17 protein-coding genes and 2 pseudogenes are annotated in these 17588 nt (G+C 70.9%); 13 read left to right on the top strand and 6 right to left on the bottom strand.

Annotation, left to right across the window (positions count from 1 at the left end; genetic code table 11):
• Positions 1–676: 676 nt before the first annotated feature.
• Positions 677–862 (top strand): annotated as a pseudogene (locus ACHBTE_RS03845) (thymidine kinase); the annotation flags it as partial.
• A gap of 10 nt (positions 863–872) precedes the next feature.
• Positions 873–1001: pseudogene (locus ACHBTE_RS03840) on the top strand (thymidine kinase); the annotation flags it as partial.
• Between the two features lie 123 nt (positions 1002–1124).
• Here the strand turns inward: ACHBTE_RS03840 and ACHBTE_RS03835 are convergent.
• Positions 1125–1925 (bottom strand): VOC family protein, encoded by an 801-nt coding sequence (locus ACHBTE_RS03835; protein ID WP_394721874.1) that lies wholly within the window; start codon positions 1923–1925, stop codon positions 1125–1127.
• Positions 1926–2221: 296 nt separating this feature from the next.
• Here ACHBTE_RS03835 and ACHBTE_RS03830 point away from each other — a divergent pair, with 296 nt between their 5' ends.
• On the top strand, positions 2222–3073 hold the full coding sequence (locus ACHBTE_RS03830; protein WP_394721873.1) for a sulfurtransferase: 852 nt from the start codon (positions 2222–2224) through the stop codon (positions 3071–3073).
• Positions 3074–3175: 102 nt separating this feature from the next.
• Here ACHBTE_RS03830 and sepH read toward each other — a convergent pair whose 3' ends face one another.
• The 3 genes from sepH to ACHBTE_RS03815 form a co-directional block, all read right to left on the bottom strand.
• On the bottom strand, positions 3176–4216 hold the full coding sequence (gene sepH, locus ACHBTE_RS03825; RefSeq protein WP_394721872.1) for a septation protein SepH: 1041 nt from the start codon (positions 4214–4216) through the stop codon (positions 3176–3178).
• Between the two features lie 464 nt (positions 4217–4680).
• Positions 4681–6000 (bottom strand): D-arabinono-1,4-lactone oxidase, encoded by a 1320-nt coding sequence (locus ACHBTE_RS03820; RefSeq protein WP_394721871.1) that lies wholly within the window; start codon positions 5998–6000, stop codon positions 4681–4683.
• Entirely contained in the window at positions 5960–7198 is a 1239-nt protein-coding gene (locus tag ACHBTE_RS03815; RefSeq protein WP_394721870.1) for an MFS transporter, read from the bottom strand. Before ACHBTE_RS03815 ends, ACHBTE_RS03820 begins: the two co-directional genes overlap by 41 nt.
• Positions 7199–7406: 208 nt before the next feature.
• On the opposite strand from ACHBTE_RS03815, the gene ACHBTE_RS03810 reads away from it, so the two are divergent.
• On the top strand, positions 7407–8534 hold the full coding sequence (locus tag ACHBTE_RS03810) for a ferrochelatase (RefSeq protein ID WP_394721869.1): 1128 nt from the start codon (positions 7407–7409) through the stop codon (positions 8532–8534).
• An 8-nt stretch (positions 8535–8542) separates the two neighbouring features.
• Positions 8543–9358, top strand: a complete 816-nt coding sequence (locus ACHBTE_RS03805) for an inositol monophosphatase family protein (protein ID WP_394721868.1) — start codon at positions 8543–8545, stop codon at positions 9356–9358.
• A gap of 77 nt (positions 9359–9435) precedes the next feature.
• Here ACHBTE_RS03805 and ACHBTE_RS03800 read toward each other — a convergent pair whose 3' ends face one another.
• On the bottom strand, positions 9436–9609 hold the full coding sequence (locus ACHBTE_RS03800; protein ID WP_394721867.1) for a hypothetical protein: 174 nt from the start codon (positions 9607–9609) through the stop codon (positions 9436–9438).
• Between the two features lie 412 nt (positions 9610–10021).
• Between ACHBTE_RS03800 and ACHBTE_RS03795 the strand changes: the two genes are divergently transcribed.
• The 4 genes from ACHBTE_RS03795 to ACHBTE_RS03780 all read left to right on the top strand — a co-directional run bounded on the left by ACHBTE_RS03795 (position 10022) and on the right by ACHBTE_RS03780 (position 13594).
• Positions 10022–10675: a response regulator transcription factor gene (locus ACHBTE_RS03795; protein ID WP_394721866.1), complete on the top strand. Its 654-nt coding sequence runs from the start codon at positions 10022–10024 to the stop codon at positions 10673–10675.
• 6 nt (positions 10676–10681) lie between these two features.
• Positions 10682–11932, top strand: a complete 1251-nt coding sequence (locus ACHBTE_RS03790; protein WP_394721865.1) for a sensor histidine kinase — start codon at positions 10682–10684, stop codon at positions 11930–11932.
• 422 nt (positions 11933–12354) lie between these two features.
• Positions 12355–12651 (top strand): DUF4193 domain-containing protein, encoded by a 297-nt coding sequence (locus ACHBTE_RS03785; RefSeq protein WP_005481602.1) that lies wholly within the window; start codon positions 12355–12357, stop codon positions 12649–12651.
• 13 nt (positions 12652–12664) lie between these two features.
• Complete coding sequence (locus tag ACHBTE_RS03780; RefSeq protein ID WP_394721864.1) at positions 12665–13594, top strand: hypothetical protein; 930 nt, start codon at positions 12665–12667, stop codon at positions 13592–13594.
• A 48-nt stretch (positions 13595–13642) separates the two neighbouring features.
• Here ACHBTE_RS03780 and ACHBTE_RS03775 read toward each other — a convergent pair whose 3' ends face one another.
• Entirely contained in the window at positions 13643–14104 is a 462-nt protein-coding gene (locus ACHBTE_RS03775) for a DUF3093 domain-containing protein (protein ID WP_394721863.1), read from the bottom strand.
• Between the two features lie 58 nt (positions 14105–14162).
• Here ACHBTE_RS03775 and ACHBTE_RS03770 point away from each other — a divergent pair, with 58 nt between their 5' ends.
• From ACHBTE_RS03770 to ACHBTE_RS03755, 4 genes are all read left to right on the top strand, one after another.
• Positions 14163–14747, top strand: coding sequence for a PaaI family thioesterase (locus tag ACHBTE_RS03770; protein WP_394721862.1), 585 nt, complete (start codon positions 14163–14165; stop codon positions 14745–14747).
• A complete protein-coding gene (gene dut / locus ACHBTE_RS03765; RefSeq protein ID WP_394721861.1) occupies positions 14744–15313 on the top strand; it encodes a dUTP diphosphatase in 570 nt (189 codons plus the stop codon). Before ACHBTE_RS03770 ends, dut begins: the two co-directional genes overlap by 4 nt.
• Position 15314: 1 nt before the next feature.
• A complete protein-coding gene (locus ACHBTE_RS03760; protein WP_394721860.1) occupies positions 15315–16070 on the top strand; it encodes a DUF3710 domain-containing protein in 756 nt (251 codons plus the stop codon).
• A gap of 198 nt (positions 16071–16268) precedes the next feature.
• Entirely contained in the window at positions 16269–17435 is a 1167-nt protein-coding gene (locus ACHBTE_RS03755) for an alginate lyase family protein (RefSeq protein ID WP_394721859.1), read from the top strand.
• Positions 17436–17588: the final 153 nt, after the last annotated feature.

Below are 17588 nucleotides of genomic sequence, written 5' to 3'. Positions count from 1 at the left end.
GAGGACCTGCGCGCGGTCCCGTCACGGGCCGTCGATCTCCTCGCCTCCGACCGGCAGATCGACGCTGTCCAGGGGATCGACCAAGATCTTCCTGAGAAGGCAGAGGCCCAGTGGATGGTCTGTCACGGGCGTGCCGATGACGTGTGGCGCCAGGTCATATCGGTGAGTCAACGCATGTCATCCCGCCCGAGTTGGACTTCGCGATCTGCGTCGGCGGGACAGGGGTGGGCCCGCTCACGCGGCTGTTCGACGTGCTGGCCGGCCCGCTGGCCCAGCCGTCCACACCCGGAGTGCGCTACCGCCGCTGGCGGTATCTGCAAGCGCGACGGGCGTCCACGCGTCAGCACACCGATCACCGCCATCGAGATCACCGTGCACCCACCGGTCCTGCCCAGCACGCAGGACCCGAGCCGGGCTGCCCACTCCGGCCGCTAGGGGTGGGTCTGCCGGCTCTTGGCCGCGAACTCCAACCCGGCCATGCACGTCCGGGACATCGCGCGGTATCTGGGGCTTCGCACCTCGGGACGCCCCCGCAGCAGCCTCACCGCGCAACTCTGCTACTGGGCCCGCAACGGCCGACTCATCCGCACAGCACCGAACAGCACAAGATCACTCTCCCTGATGCCTCGACACCGCCGCTGGGCTCTCGACTTCGTGGCATTGGAGGATCAGGCCCCGTCAGCAGTTGGTCAGGGGCGCGGTGGAGGTCGAGGACGGCATGGACCTGTACGCCTACATCGTCGACCACCTCTCCCGGGGCGGCCGAGCGGACCACGTCATCGCCGACGAGGCCCAGTTCCTCGCTCCGGACCAGATCGACCAACTCGCGCGCGTGGTCGACGACCTGAGCCTCGACGTCTACGCCTTGGAGCGACGTCGACCAGTCGAACGCCGTCGGCTACGAGGTCCTGTGCCGGCGCCACCACCGGCGTCGCATGACGGCGGCCAGCGCCCGGGCGGCGGCGCTGTCCCCAGACGTCCTGCCGGTCCAGCCGGCCTGAGCCGCCGCCGGCCGCCCCTCCTCGGCCACCTGGGCGTCGGTCGTCGGCCGTCGACCCCGGTCGTCGGTCCTCGGCCGTCCCTCCATGGCCGTCAGTTCCCCGGCCGCCGGTCACTCGTCGTCGTCAGCGCGTCCGGATCAGGGAGAACCGGGCACCCTCCGGGTCCGACACCGTTGCCACCCGGCCGTGCTCGCCGTCCTGGGCGGGCTTGAGGACGTGCCCGCCGAGTCCGACCACACGGTCCACCATCGCGTCCGGGTCGGCGACTTCGAAGTACGTCATCCAGTGCGGGCCCCGGTCGCGCGGCAGCGCATGGCCCATGCCATGGATACCGGCGACCGGACGCCCCTCGACGCGCAGGGTGACGTGGTCGGAGTCCGCGGAGACCTCGGGCTCCTCCTCGTAGGCGAACACCGTCGCGTAGAACTTGGCGACGTTCACCGACTCGAAGGTCAGCAGGTCGTTCCAGGCCGGGGTGCCGGGTACGCCCGTGATGGGTGTGCCGCGGTGGGCCGGTGTCTGCCAGATGCCGAAGACGGCGCCGGAGGGGTCGGAGCAGATCGCCATCCGGCCGGCCTCGCCGGCATCCAGCGGACCCACGCCGACCGTGCCGCCGCACAGCCGTACCGTGTCGGCGGTCTGGTCGACGTCGTTCGAGGCGAGGTAGGGGGTCCAGGCGATCGGAAGGTGGCGGTCGGGCGGCAGCTGGCCGATGCCCGCCACCTCACGGCCGTCGAGCACGGCCCGCACATAGGGGCCGAGCTGCTGGGGGCCGGGCCTGAACTCCCAGCCGAACAGCGCTCCGTAGAACTCCTGGGTCGCGGTCAGCCCGTGCACCATCAGGCTCACCCAGCAGGGCGTGCCGGGCGCGTGCCCGGCGTGCGTCGCGCCGTTCGGGCCGGCCGACCCCCGTGCCTCGGTCATCCGTCACTCTCTCCTCGGCCCTCGTCGCGGCCGTGTCGTCTCCGCTGTCCGGACCCCCGTGCCGATGCTCGCACCACCCGTGGTCACGGGCGCTGCGGGCACGCCGCCGTACGACGGCCGGCGCCCGGAGGACGCCCGGTGTGCGATTTACCGCCCGCTTCCGTGCGATTGCCCACGGATGTCGATCAGCTGTACAGCATGTGCTCGATCCCGTACGCCTCGTGATCGCGCCTGTCCGGCGGGCAGAGTAACCGGAGCGGGCCGCCGCGGCCACCCCATGCGCGAGGATGGTGGCCATGAACGCCATCATTTCCGCACCCGAACTCGCGAGTGAGCTGGCGGGCGGCCGGCCGCCGGTGCTGCTCGACGTCCGCTGGCAGTTGAGCCTGGCCAAGGTGTCCGGTGAGCCGCCGTTCGACGGCCGGGCCGCGTACGAGGCCGGGCACATCCCCGGCGCGGTCTACGTCGACCTGGACCGGGAGCTGGCCGCCACGCCCGGTCCGCGTGGCCGTCATCCGCTGCCGGACGTGGCCGAATTCGGCGCGGCGATGCGACGGGCGGGCGTGTCGTCCGGGACGCCGGTCGTCGTGTACGACGGCGGACAGGGCTGGGGAGCGGCCCGCGCTTGGTGGCTGCTGCGCTGGGCGGGTCACCCGAACGTGCGGGTCCTCGACGGCGGACTGCCGCACTGGGCGGGCCCGCTGGAGACCTCCGTACCGACCCCGGCGGAGGGCGACTTCGAGCCGGCGCCGGGAGCCATGGGGCTGCTCGACGCCGACGGCGCGGCGGCGCTCGCCCGGGCGGGGGTGCTGATGGACGCGCGGGCGGGGGAGCGGTACCGCGGCGAGGTCGAGCCGATCGACCCGGTCGGCGGCCACATCCCGGGCGCCGTGTCCGCGCCCACCAACGAGAACGTGGCGGCGGACGGCCGCTTCCTGCCCGCGGAGGACCTCACGGCGCGCTTCAAGGCGCTGGGGGCCGTGGCGGGCACGGAGGTCGGGGCCTACTGCGGCTCGGGCGTCTCCGGCGCACATGAGGTGCTGGCGCTGGCCGTCGCGGGCATTCCGGCGGGGCTGTACGTCGGTTCGTGGTCGGAGTGGTCCAGTGACCCCTCGCGGCCGGTGGCGGTGGGCCCGGACCCGCAGTAGGGCGCCGCGGACGGCGGTGGGCCCGCACCCGCACAACACGAGGGCCGCGTTGCGACAACGCGGCCCTCGTCCCGTACGGCCGCATCACAGCCGTACGACCGACTACTCCTGCTTCTTGCGACGCGTCCCGAACACGATCTCGTCCCAGCTCGGGACCGCGGCCCGGCGGCCGGGGCGGACGCCGTCGGCCTCCGCCTGGCGGTCCGTGGCACCGATGAGGCGGTCGCGGTGACTGCCGACGGAGCGGGGCATGAGGACGTCCGCATAGGCGGAACCCGCGGAGGCGGCCGGGGCGGGAGGTTCCTCCGCGGCCGGCTCGTCGGTGGGGGGCTCCTCGGGCTCGGGCTCCGACGGGCGCTCCGGCACCACCAGGTCACCGCGGAAGCTGGGAACCGCCTCCAGCAGGCTGGTCAGCGAGTCCCGTTCCTCCGTGGTCTCCTCGGCGGGCTCGGACGCCTGGGCGGGCAGGCTGGGGCGCGCGGTCTCGAGGGCACGGTCCATCGAACGCTCGCGCGGCAGCCGGGCGATCCGCGGCACGAACGGGAAGCTGGGCTCCGGCGCGGCGAGGTCCTCGGACTCGCCGATCAGTGAGCGCGCCTCCTCGTCGACGGCCTGGACGAGCCGCCGGGGCGGGTCGTACGTCCAGCTCGCCGAGTGCGGTTCGCCTGCCACCCGGTAGACCAGCAGCACTTCCCAGGTGCCGTCGTCCCGCCGCCACGAGTCCCACTGGACGGTGTCCTTCTCGGCGCCGCGCAGCAGCAGCCGCTCCTGCACGGCCTCGCCGAGCTGCGGCCCGGCGGCGTTCTCGCCGGGACGGCGGACGGGCGTCTTGCGTGCTCTTTCGGCCATGAACGCGCGCTCGGCGAGGACGGGGCCCTCGAAACGGCGTACGCGGTCCACGGGGATGCCGGCGAGTTGGGCGACCTCTTCCGCGGTCGCACCAGCGCGTATACGCGCCTGGATGTCGCGGGGGCGGAGATGGCTCTCCACCTCGATCTCGATCTGGCCGAGCCGCGGACGGTCGCCGCGCACGGCGGCGCGCAGGCGTTCGTCGATAGGAAGCGTGTACTCCGTAGAGTCGGCAGCCTTGAGCACCAGCCGTGTGCCGTCATTCGAGACGGCCACGACACGCAGTTCGGGCATGGGGACCTCCCGGGTGGTGCCTGCCGACGTCACGTGCGTCGCTGCTTCCGCTAGTCGAGTGTGGCCTGCCCGGGTGCAGCCTGCCACAACCTTGCCGAGTTGCCCGGCGTGTCGGGCGCGGGCCCTGGATCGCCGTTATGGCACGGTTACCTATTCGCAACGCTAAGTGACCAACTCCGTCACCCTGTGCAACTAGCCCCCTCCCGGCGGTCCTTGAAGGTCGCGGACGCCCTGGCGGGAGACCGGACCCAGGGCTCGCAACAGTACTCCATTCGGGCCACGTGCGTGGATTGGCACGCCGCCCAAGTTCTGGCAAGAAGCGTGACCCGGCCGCCGGTTGAGCGGTTCATGGATCTTCGAAGTGGCGTACTTCACGCAAACGACAGAAACGGAACGAATGCTTTCGTCCGGATGTCCCCTTCTCGCACGGGTGGTTGACCGCGCGGGCCCGCAGTCGCCTGGCGCTACGCCCCCAACACCCTGCGCAAGTAGTCGTTCTGGAACCGGCGGTCGGGATCCAGCCGGTCCCGCAGTGCGGTGAACTCGCCGAAGCGCGGATACACCCCGGCGAAGTACTCGGCGTCCCGCGTGTGCACCTTGCCCCAGTGCGGGCGCCCCTCGTGGGCGGTGAAGATCCGCTCGGCGGCGGTGAAGTACCGCTGGTACGGAGTGCCCTTGACCATGTGCACGGCGATGTAGGCGCTGTCGCGGCCCGAGGCGGTGGACAGGGTGATGTCGTCGGCCGGGGCGGTGCGCACCTCGACGGGGAAGCTGACCCTGAGGCCGGACCGGTCGACCATCGCCTTCAGTTCGCGCAGCGTGTCGACGACGGCCTCGCGCGCGACGGCGTACTCCATCTCCACGAACCGCACGCGACGCGGTGATGTGAAGACCTTGTACGGGATGTCGGTGTAGGTCCGCGCGGACAGCGCCTTGCTGGAGACCTGCGCGATCGCCGGGATCGCGGGGGGCGCCGCCCGGCCCACCCACTGGGCGACCTGGAAGACGCCGTTGGAGAGGAACTCGTCCTCGAACCAGCCCTGGAGCCGCGACACCGGGTTCTCGGGGCCCGCGCTGCGGTTGTTGCGCTTGGTGTTGGTGCTGCCGGTGTGCGGGAACCAGTAGAACTCGAAGTGTTCGTTCTCGGCCCAGAGTTCGTCGAAATCCGCCAGGACCCTGTCGAACGGCATCGGCTCCTCGCGCGCGGAGAGCAGGAAGAGGGGCTCCACGGCGAACGTGATCGCGGTGACGACGCCGAGGGCGCCGAGGCCGATCCGCGCGGCGGCGAAGACCTCGGGGTTCTCCTTCTCGGAGCAGGTGAGCACCGAACCGTCGGCCGTCACCAGCTCCAGTGCCTTGATCTGGGCGGCGATCGAGGCCGACTCGCGGCCCGTGCCATGGGTGCCGGTGCTGGTGGCGCCGGAGACCGTCTGCTCCATGATGTCGCCCATGTTCGTCAGCGACAGGCCCTCGCGCGCCAGGGCCATGTTGAGCCTCTTGAGGGGGGTGCCGGCCTCGACCGTGACCGTCATGGCGTCCCGGTCGAGGCCGCGTATGCCGGTCAACAGTTGAGGGCGGATCAACACACCGTCGGTCGCGGCGATGGACGTGAAGGAGTGTCCGGTGCCGACCGGCTTCACCCGCAGGCCGTCCTCGGCGGCCCGGCGTATCGCCGCGGACAGCTCCTCCACCGAGGCCGGTGTGACCTCCCGCGCGGGGCGGGCGGCGACATTGCCGCCCCAGTTACGCCACGTTCCGTTCTTCCCGCTCGCTGTGCTGCTCAACGGTGCCTCCCCGACGTGGAGCCGGCCTGCTGAGCCGGCGGTACCCCAGGAAACCGACCGCGACCGCGACGGCCCCGGACACCGCCGGAACCCCGTACCCGGCCTTCGCGCCGGCCGCGTCGATCACCCAGCCGGCCATGGAGGACCCGAGCGCGACCCCGACCGCGAGCCCGGTGCTCACCCAGGTCATGCCCTCGGTCAATTGCGCGCGTGGTACGTGCTCTTCGATCAAAGACATGGTGGTGATCATCGTGGGAGCGACGGCCATGCCCGCAACGAACAGCGCCACGGCCAGAAACGGCAAGTTTCCGACCAGTAGGAGGGGGATCATACTCACGGCCATCGCGCATATGCCCAGCAGCCAGCGAGGTTCGGGCGCCCCCTTGAAGCGCAGCAGCCCGAAGACCAGCCCCGCCCCGCAGGAGCCCGCCGCGTACAGCGCGAGGACCACGCTCGCGGCCCCCTTGTGACCCCGCTCGTCCGCGAAGGCGACGGTGACGACGTCGACGGCCCCGAAGATCGCTCCGGTCGCCACGAAGGTGGCCACCAGGACCTGGAGCCCGGCGGAGCGCATGGCCGAGCTGCCGCCCTGCTTCGCGCGCGGATGCGGCGCGGGCTCGGTGGCCCGCTGCGCGGTCAGCCAGAAGACGCCGGCCGCGAGGAAGCAGCCGGCGAGCAGCGGCCCTGCCTCCGGGAACCAGGCCGTGGACAGGCCGATGGAGATGATCGGCCCGAAGATGAAGCAGATCTCGTCCACCACGGACTCGAAGGAGTACGCGGTGTGCAGCTGGGGCGTTCCCCGGTACACCTCCGCCCAGCGCGCGCGGATCATCGCCCCCACGCTGGGCACGCAGCCGATGCCGACGCAGGCCACGAACAGCACCCAGTCCGGCCACCCGTGGTGCGCGGCGAACAGCAGCAGCGCACCCGCCGCGAGCGAGATCAGCGTCGCGGGCCGCAGCACCCGCCGCTGCCCGTACTGGTCCACCAGCCGCGACACCTGAGGGCCCGCCACCGCCGCGGCCAGCGCGATGGTGGCCGACAGCGCGCCGGCCAGGCCGTACCGCCCGGTCAGCTGGGAGATCATCGTCACCACGCCGATGCCCATCATCGACAGCGGCATCCGGCCGAGGAGACCCGCGGCGGAGAAGGCCCTGCTGCCGGGGGCGGCGAACAGGGCGTGGTAGGGGCTGGGCAACGGGGTCTCCGGTCGGGCGGGAGCGGCGGGACGGCGGCGGCTCGGGGCAGGCAGGACGGCGCACCGGCACCTCGGCCGGTCAGCAATGTGGATGGCCGATACAGCTTACGAGTCGGGTGACCCGGATGCACCCGTCCGGACGAACCGGGAACCCGGGTGCTCACCCCGCCGTTTCCCGGCTGTCAGTACCGGATGACAGGATCGACCCATGCCAGACGCGCGCGATGCCAGCCCCTACGACGCCCTGCTCCTGCTCTCCTTCGGCGGTCCCGAGGGCCCGCAGGACGTGATCCCGTTCCTGGAGAACGTCACGCGCGGGCGGGGCATCCCCAAGGAGCGCCTCCAGGAAGTCGGCGAGCACTACTTCCAGTTCGGCGGGGTCAGCCCCATCAACGACCAGAACCGCGCCCTGCTGGACGCCCTGCGCAAGGACTTCGCCGAGCACGGTCTGGACCTGCCGGTCTACTGGGGCAATCGCAACTGGGCGCCGTACCTGACGGACACGCTGCGCGAGATGGTCGCCGACGGACGCCGCCGCATCCTGGTCCTCGCCACCAGCGCCTACGCCTCCTACTCGGGCTGCCGGCAGTACCGCGAGAACCTCGCCGACTCGCTCGGTGCCCTGGCTGCCGAGGGCCTCGAAGTCCCCCGGGTCGACAAGCTGCGGCACTACTTCAACCACCCCGGCTTCCTCGAGCCGATGATCGACGGTGTGCTCGCCTCCCTCGCCGACCTCCCCGAGGAGGTCCGGGACGGTGCCCACATCGCCTTCTCGACCCACTCCATCCCGACCGCCGCCGCCGACACCTCCGGCCCCGTCGAGGAGCACGGCGACGGCGGGGCGTACGTCCGGCAGCATCTGGACGTCGCGCGGCTGATCGCCGACGCCGTCCGCGAGCGCACCGGCGTCGACCACCCCTGGCAGCTCGTCTACCAGTCCCGTTCCGGCGCCCCGCACATCCCGTGGCTGGAGCCCGACATCTGCGACCACTTGGTGGAGCGGCACGCCGCCGGGGTCCCGGCGATCGTCGTCGCCCCGATCGGTTTCGTCTCCGACCACATGGAGGTCCTCTACGACCTCGACACGGAGGCCAAGGCCAGGGCCGAGGAGCTGGGCCTGCCGATGCGCCGCTCGGCCACCGTCGGCGACGATCCGCGGTTCGCCGCCGCCGTCCGCCACCTCGTGCTGGAGCGCGCGGCCGTCGAGCGCGCGGAAGAGGTCACGCCGTGCGCCCTCGGCGCGCTCGGTGCGAGCCACCAGCTCTGCCCGGTCGGCTGCTGCCCGTCCCGGGCGCCCAGGCCCGCCGCCGCGGGCGCCGACAGCCCCTACGCGTGAGGAGCCCCGTGACCGACGCCCTGCATTCGGACCTGCTCGCCCTGGCCCAGGAGGCCGCCCGCCGCGCCGGCGAGCTGCTGCGGGACGGCCGACCGGCCGACCTCGCGGTCGCCGCGACCAAGTCCAGCCCGATCGACGTGGTCACGGAGATGGACATCGCCGCGGAGAAGCTGATCACGGGCCTGATCTCCGAGTACCGCCCGGACGACGGCTTCCTCGGCGAGGAGGGAGCCTCGACGGAGGGCACGAGCGGCGTCCGCTGGGTGATCGACCCGCTGGACGGCACGGTCAACTACCTCTACGGACTGCCGACTTGGGCCATCTCCATCGCCGCCGAGCAGGACGGGGAGACGGTCGTCGGGGTGGTCTCGGCACCGATGCGGGGGGAGACGTTCCATGCGATCCGCGGCCGGGGCGCATGGGCGAGGGGCACATGGGCCGGGGAACGCAGGCTGCGGTGCCGGCCGGCCGCCCCGCTGGACCAGGCCCTCGTCTCGACCGGGTTCAACTACGTCACCGACGTCCGCACCCACCAGGCCGACGTAGCCCAGCGGCTGATCCCGCTGCTGCGCGACATCCGGCGGGGCGGCTCGGCCGCGATGGACCTCTGCGACCTGGCGGCCGGGCGCCTCGACGGCTATTACGAGCGGGGGCTGCACGCCTGGGACCTCGCCGCGGGGGACCTCATCGCCCGGGAAGCGGGCGCCCTGACCGGCGGACGGCCCGGAGAGCGCCCGTCAGGCGAGCTGGCGGTGGCGGCCACCCCGGCCGTCTTCGAGCCTCTCCAGCGGCTCCTGGAGGACTTCGGGGCCTGGCACGACTGACGCGGTCCGTCGCCAAGCCGCCCCAGAACACGTCGAGGCCCCGGTGCTGGATTCACCGGGGCCTCTTTCCGTGCTGGTCAGACGCTGGTCGCGCCGACTTCCACACCATGCTCGGCGGCGAGACGGCGCAGGTCGTCGAGCTCGCCCTGCTCCACCTCGACGAGGAACTCGTCGCCCTCGTCACGTGCCCGCGTCAGGTCGGACTCGGTCGCCTTTATGCGCTGCAGAAGTCCTGCGGTGAATGCGTCCATGCTGCGCCCCCTCGTCCTGGGTCGTGGGTCGGTGGCACGGGGGTGTGCCGATCGGAAGGGGCGATCACGTCTGTCACAGGTGCCCAGCGCTGCCCAGCCGGGCGGCGACGGTGCCGGACACCACGCCCGCCCTGCGGGAAGCGGAGCGCTGTGTACCGGATGGTGGTGCGGCACAAGCAGAGCGTGATCGCGGGGTGTACATGCCGTCCTCCCCTCGCTCCGAGAGACGGAAACCTCAACCGGAGGAGAAAAATTCGCATTCCCGGGCCTCGCACCGTCCCGCCTGGCCCCTCACCCGTCTTACCGCCGACTTATGGCGGAAAAGGGCAGGATGGAGGCCGAGAACCCCATCAGCACCCTGCCCGTGGGCGAGACAAGCGCTACGCGGGTGGACACAGGAAGGACAAGCGACGTGCGCGTACTCGTCGTCGAGGACGAGCAGCTGCTCGCCGATGCGGTGGCCACCGGACTGCGCCGGGAGGCCATGGCCGTCGACGTCGTGTACGACGGTGCGGCTGCCCTGGAGCGCATCGGCGTCAACGACTACGACGTGGTGGTCCTCGACCGCGACCTCCCGCTCGTGCACGGCGACGACGTCTGCCGCAAGATCGTCGAACTCGGCATGCCCACCCGCGTGCTGATGCTCACGGCCTCCGGCGACGTCAGCGACCGTGTCGAGGGACTGGAGATCGGCGCCGACGACTATCTCCCCAAGCCCTTCGCCTTCAGCGAGCTCACGGCACGCGTGCGCGCCCTCGGCCGCCGTACGAGCGTGCCGCTGCCGCCCGTCCTGGAGCGCGCCGGCATCAAGCTCGACCCGAACCGCCGCGAGGCATTCCGCGACGGCAAGGAGGTGCAGCTGGCACCCAAGGAGTTCGCCGTCCTGGAGGTGCTGATGCGCAGCGAGGGCGCGGTCGTCTCGGCCGAGCAACTGCTGGAGAAGGCCTGGGACGAGAACACCGACCCGTTCACCAACGTCGTACGCGTCACCGTCATGACGCTGCGCCGCAAGCTGGGCGAACCTCCGGTGATCGTCACCGTGCCGGGTTCCGGCTACCGGATCTGATCGACCATGGCAGCGACTCCCGCGCCTCCCCAGGCGCCTCCCAAGCCCACCTGGGACCCCCGCAGGGTGGAGCCCCCCTTCCCGTGGCTTCGCCCCACCATCCGGATAAGGCTCACGCTGCTGTACGGCGGCATGTTCCTGATCGCCGGCATCCTGCTGCTGTCGATCATCTACTTGCTGGCCGCGCAGGCGATCAACACCGGCAACGAACCCCTGTTCAAGATCGCCGATGCCGAGGGGCTCAAGGTCACGAGCGACAACTGCCCCGGGATCAAGAACGCCGGCAATCTGACCTTCTCCCAGTTCAACGAGGCGGTCAGCGCCTGCATCGACGACCAGCGCCGGGTAGCGCTGGACGACCTCCTCAGCCGCTCCCTGCTCGCTCTGCTCGGCCTGGCCGTCATCGCGTTCGCCTTCGGCTACGCCATGGCCGGCCGGGTGCTGTCGCCGCTCGGCCGGATCACCCGCACCGCCCGCGCGGTGGCGGGTTCGGACCTGTCCCGCCGTATCGAGCTGGACGGACCGGACGACGAACTGAAGGAACTGGCCGACACCTTCGACGAGATGCTGGAGCGGCTGCAACGCGCCTTCACCGCCCAGCAGCGCTTCGTCGGCAACGCCTCGCACGAGCTGCGCACCCCGCTCGCGATCAACCGCACGCTCCTCGAAGTACACCTGTCCGACCCGAACGCGCCGGTGGAGCTCCAACAGCTCGGCAAGACGCTCCTGGCCACCAACGAGCGCAGCGAGCAGCTCGTCGAGGGTCTGCTGCTGCTCGCCCGCAGCGACAACCAGGTCGTCGAGCGCAAACCGGTGGACCTGGCGGAGGTGGCCGAGCAGGCCGTCGACCAGGTGCACGCGGAGGCGGCGGCCAAGGGTGTGGAGATCCGCGGCGAGCGGGGGCCCGTGGTCGTCCAGGGCAACGGCGTACTGCTGGAGCGGATCGCGCTGAACCTGGTGCAGAACGCCGTCCGGTACAACATCCCCGAGGGCGGCTGGGTCGAGGTCACCACCGAGGCACGGCACGGTCAGGCGGTGCTGGTCGTCTCCAACACCGGGCCGGTGGTGCCGGCGTACGAGATCGACAATCTCTTCGAGCCGTTCCGGCGGCTGCGTACGGAGCGCACCGGCAGCGACAAGGGGGTGGGCCTGGGACTGTCCATCGTGCGGTCCGTGGCCCGGGCGCACGGCGGGCACATCTCGGCGCAGCCACGGGAGGGAGGCGGGCTCGTCATGCGGGTCGCACTGCCGCTGTAAGAGCATCCGTGATCTGAGATCATGGGCGCCGCCACGTTCCGAGATCCCGGAGATGTTCGCTTTGCGCGGAATTTTCTGGGCACTCGCCGGGCAGTGCCGTGTGTGATCGATCACAAGGGCGAATTTCCGGCCATCTACTCTCAGTGATCATGCGGTCCGTCGGAAAGCCGGGAAAATCCGGGTTTTCGGGGGTCTTGATCACGGGAAGTACACGGTGAGACGCCTTTGAACTGCGGCATTAGGACCGTGTACGGTCCCGTTCGCCATCCAAGCCGATCACTCTTGAGGGGTCCGGTTGGGTGTCGATTGAGTAACAGACCTTGATGTGAGGCAAAATCTCCGCCTCGGGTCGGGCACAAGTCCGGCCTCTCACGCGTTACGTGCGCTGGAGACACCGCAGACACCCAGAGGGGGAGAGCGACATGGCAACGGATTACGACACCCCACGCAAGACCGACGACGACGTCGACTCGGACAGCCTTGAAGAGCTGAAGGCCCGGCGGAACGACAAGTCGACCTCCGCTGTGGACGTCGACGAGTTCGAGGCCGCCGAGGGCCTGGAGCTGCCCGGCGCGGACCTCTCCAATGAGGAGCTGGCCGTCCGGGTGCTGCCGAAGCAGCAGGACGAGTTCACTTGCATGAGCTGCTTCCTGGTGCATCACCGCAGCCAGCTGGCCCGGGAGAAGAACGGTCAGCCGATCTGCCGCGACTGCGACTGAGGACGGGTCGGGCATGACAGGCTCGACCCCTCCTCGGAAGCGCCGCTTTCCGTTCAGGGGAGCGGGGCAGGGGCCGTCCATCGACGGCCCGCACGGCGCGCGTGACGACGAGCGGGGCTCATCCGGTACGGGAGCCTCGCTCGAACCGACGTCCGGCCGGGCTGACCTCCCGGCCTCGACGGAGGTTCCGTCGCCACCGGCCGGGCGACGGGGCGAGGTGATCCGGCAGAAGGCCCGGGAAGGCGTCCGTAAGGGCGGCAGCCGCGCCAGAGCCGGCCTCGGGTACCTCGCCGACCGGATCATCGAGAACGCCCCGCGGATCCCCGTACGCGACCTCGCGACGCTCCGCCGGCAGTTCCCGGGCCTCGGGCCCGAACAGCTCGCGGACAAGCTCGTCGCGGGCGCCGCGAACGCGAGCTCGACCGTCGGCGCGGGAGTGGGCGCGGTGGCGATGCTGCCGGTGCCGCCCGCGATGCCCACGGAGCTGGCCGCCGAGATCACCGGCGTGGCCGCGATCGAGCTGAAACTGATCGCCGAGTTGCACGAGGTGTACGGCGTACGCCCGCCCGGCGGTCTCAAGGACCGCAGTACCGCGTATCTCGCCTCGTGGTCCGAGGAGCGCGGCATCGACCCGAAGAAGCCCGCGACGGTCAACGCCGCACTGGGCGGCCAGATGAAACGCGAGCTGCGCCAGCAGATCATGAAGCGCATGGTGCGCAACCTGCCGAACCTGATGCCTTTCATGGTGGGCGCCGCCGTGGGTGCGCTCATGAACCGGCGTGACACCAAGAAGCTCGCTGCCCGGATCCGGGCCGACCTGCGCAAGGTCCAGGTGCCGTGGGAGGAGCTGTCCCAGCAGCCGCCGTTGGAGCGCCCGGCTCAGCCGCTGGAGATCGAGGACGTCATCCGCCCGCGCGGACGCTTCAGGCGCGGGCGCGGCTGAGCCCGGGGGAGAAGATCGACCGGGCCGGTGACGGCCCGTTCGGGTGTGCTAGGCCGAGGCCTTCGCCGCCTTGATCGCCTCCGCCAGACGCTCCGGCTCCCGGGTCGACAGATACAGGTACGGCGTGGGGTCCTCCGGGTCCGTGACCTCCACGCGCAGCGCCCGCGGGATGTAGGCGCGCAGCAGCAGGAAGGCCCGGGTGTCGGCCTTGTGGGTGCGCCAGGCGCGGGCCTCCTCCGGGTCCAGCACATGCGCCTCGCCCAGTGCCCGCAGCGGGATCCTGGCCTCGCCCGCGATCAGCGAGTCGCCCACCACACGGATGCGGACCGAGCCGTAGGAGCTGGCCATCACGGCCGCCGCGGCGGTGCCGCCGACCAGTGCGGCGAGCATCGGCAGGGTGCCGAAGGGCAGGACGATCAGGGCCAGGGAGACACCGGCCAGGAACGAGATCAACCACCAGGAGCGGGGGGCGGTGAGACGTTCTTCGTACGGGGCGGCGGAGAGCTGCATGGAGCCAAGCTTGGCACGGTGTCCGAATGCTGCCGACGCGCGGGTAAGGTCTGCGGCTGTGAGTGGTAATTCAGCAGCTCTCAAGCCACCGGCCGACGCCGTGAAACCGGCCCGTCACCCCGACGCCCCCGCCCCCGGCGAGCTTCTCGGCGCGCACTACGGCGAATGCTTCGGCTGCGGCGGCGAGCAGGCCCACGGGCTGCACCTGGCGGCGCGGGCCGCTCAGGGCGTCCGGATCACCGCCGAGTTCACCGTGCAGCCCGCGCATCAGGGCGCTCCCGGGCTCGCCCACGGCGGTGTGCTCGCGACCGCCCTCGACGAGACCCTCGGCTCGCTCAACTGGCTGCTGCGCACGATCGCCGTGACCGGGCGGCTGGAGACCGACTTCGTACGGCCGGTACCGGTGGGCACCGTGCTGTATCTGGAGGCCGAGGTCACGGCCGTGGCGGGCCGCAAGATCTACTCGACGGCCACCGGACGGATCGGCGGCCCCGACGGCCCCGTGGCCGTCCGCGCCGACGCCCTCTTCATCGAGGTGAAGGTCGACCACTTCATCGACAACGGCCGCCCGGAGGAGATCCGGGCCGCCATGAACGACCCGGACCAGGTGCGGCGTGCCCGTGCCTTCGAGGTGAACCCGTGAGCCGTGAACCCCGTCGAGAACTCGCCGTGCAGATCAGGCGCGTCGACCCCGACGTACCGCTTCCGACGTACGCGCATCCCGGTGACGCCGGAGCGGATCTGCGGACCACCGAGAGCCGTGAACTGAAGCCGGGGGAGCGTGCCGTGCTGCCCACCGGGGTGTCTGTGGCACTGCCGGAGGGGTACGCGGCCTTCGTGCACCCGCGCTCCGGTCTGGCCGCCCGCCTCGGTGTCGCTCTCGTGAATGCCCCGGGGACGGTTGATGCCGGGTACCGTGGGGAGATCAAGGTGATCGTGGTGAATCTCGACCCGCATGAGACCGTGCGGTTCGAGCGCTTCGACCGGATCGCCCAACTGGTCGTCCAGCAGGTCGAGAGGGTCCGCTTCCAGGAGGTCGCGGAGCTTCCCGACTCGGCGCGGGCCGAGGGGGGCTTCGGGTCCACCGGGGGCCATGCCGCGGTGGGCGGCGCAAGCAGCACAAGCAGCACAAGCGGTCAGGCCGCCACCGGCGGCCGGGCGGGTGGGAATCGATACGCTTCGGTCGTATCCGACCGGGAAGGACAGTGACGTGTTCGGACGTCGCAAGAAGAAGGGTGCCGCCGAGGACGCGGCCGGCGAGCCCGAGCAGGTCGTCGACATCGACACTGAGGCGGACGACGACGGCACGCGCGAGCGCGTACGGCTCGAGCCGGAACCGCGGCCCGACGGACCCTGGGACAGCTCCGAAGTCCGTGAGCCCGGCGAGGGCCGGGTGGATCTGGGCGGCATGTTCGTGCCGGGCGTCGAGGGCATGGAGCTGCGCGTCGAGGTCGCGGGTGACGCGATCGTCGCGGCGACCGTCGTGCTGCGCGACAGCGCCATTCAGCTTCAGGCCTTCGCCGCGCCCAAGCGCGAGGGCATCTGGGGCGAGGTGCGCGAGGAGATCGGCTCCGGCATCACCCAGCAGGGTGGCATCATCGACGAGGTCGAGGGTCCTCTCGGCTGGGAGCTGCGGGCCCAGGTGCCGGTGCAGCTGCCGGACGGCACGGGCGGCTTCCAGGTCGTGCGGTTCGTCGGCGTGGACGGTCCCCGCTGGTTCCTGCGGGGTGTGATCTCGGGCCAGGGTGCGGTGCAGCCGCAGGCGGCCGGTCTGCTCGAGCAGGTCTTCCGGGACACCGTCGTGGTCCGCGGCGAGGGCCCGATGGCGCCGCGCGACCCGATCGTCCTGAAGCTGCCGAACGACGCCCAGATGGTTCCCGAGGGCGTTCAGCAGGAGGAGGGTTCACGCTTCTCCGGCGGCATGGGTCAGCTTCAGCGCGGACCGGAGATCACCGAGGTTCGCTGAGTGTCGTAGCAGCGGCTGAGCGTCGTAGCCGGCTGGGCATCGTAGAAACGCATCAGGGCCACATCCCGTACGGGGTGTGGCCCTTTCTCATGCGTGCACCCTTGACGGCGCATTGGTCTGTACCTACCGTCTCCGGCCAACGCGCCCGTTCATAAAGGCGCTTCACGTTCATATACGAGAACGGAAGGCCCCCCACGCATGCGCAGAACCGCTCTCCTCGCAGCCGCAGCCGCCCTCGTCGCCGGTGTTCTCGCCTGGCCGGCCGGTGCCGCTCCGCCCACCTTCGTCCACCCGGGAGTCACCGTCTCCCAGAGCCAGTTGGACTTCACCCGGTCCAAGGTCAACACCGGCGCCCAGCCCTGGAAGGGTGCGTTCGACCGGATGATGGCGAGCAAGTACGCCGATCTGAACCGCACCCCCAAGCCCCGGGCGGTCGTCGAGTGCGGCTCGTACTCGAACCCCAACCACGGCTGCACCGACGAGCGTGAGGACGCGATCGCCGCCTATACACAGGCCCTCGCCTGGTACATCACGCGCGACGAACGGCACGCCAGGAAAGCGATCCAGCTCATGGACGCCTGGTCGGCCACGATCAGGGACCACACCAACAGCAACGCGCCCCTGCAGACCGGCTGGGCCGGCTCCTCGTGGCCCAAGGCCGCCGAGCTCATCAAGCACACGTACACCGGGAACTGGGCGAACTCCGGCCGGTTCGCCACCATGCTCCGCACCGTCTACCTGCCCGAGATCATCAACGGCTCGAACTCCAACGGGAACTGGGAGCTGTCGATGATGGAGGCCGCCGTCGGCATCGCCGTCTTCCTGGAGGACAAGGCGTCGTACGACAAGGCCATGGCGAAGTTCCGCACCCGCACGGCCGCCTATGTCTACCTCGCCTCCGACGGTGACCTGCCGAAGACCGTGCCCGGTCAGAACCTCGACACCCGGGACAAGATCGTCAGGTACTGGCAGGGGCAGGGCACCTTCGTCACCGGACTGACCCAGGAGACCTGCCGGGACTTCACACACACCGGCTACGGCCTGTCGGCCATCTCGCACATCGCCGAGACCAGCCGGATCCAGGGGCAGGACCTGTACGGCACCGACGTCGGTGAACGGCTGCGGCACGCCCTCGGATTCCAGGCCAGGTACGAGCTCGGCGCGGCCGTGCCCGGCTGGCTGTGCGGCGGCTCCGTGCACCGCGGACTCGGTCCCGTCACCGAGGTCGGGCACAACGCCCTGGCCAACCGGCTGGGCCACGCCATGACCAACACGGCCACGCTCACCGAGCGCAACCGCCCGGCCGGCAGCAACAACCTCTTCGTGGCCTGGGAGACCCTCACCCACGGGGACAACCCGAGCTGACGCGTTCCCGACCCCGCGAGAGGGCATCCGCCGAGGCAGACGTGCTCCGCCGAGGCTGGTGCGCCCCGCGTCAGAGTTGCGTCAAAGACGCTTCCGCCGCCGCTCCCGGCCCCCTTTGTCGCGATTCCGGGCCGTAAGGTCGACGCTGCGCAG

Origin of the sequence: Streptomyces sp. M41, assembly GCF_043673425.1 — a bacterium.
Taxonomy (GTDB): Bacteria; Actinomycetota; Actinomycetes; order Streptomycetales; family Streptomycetaceae; genus Streptomyces.
This window is presented reverse-complemented; position numbering and strand designations above follow the sequence as displayed.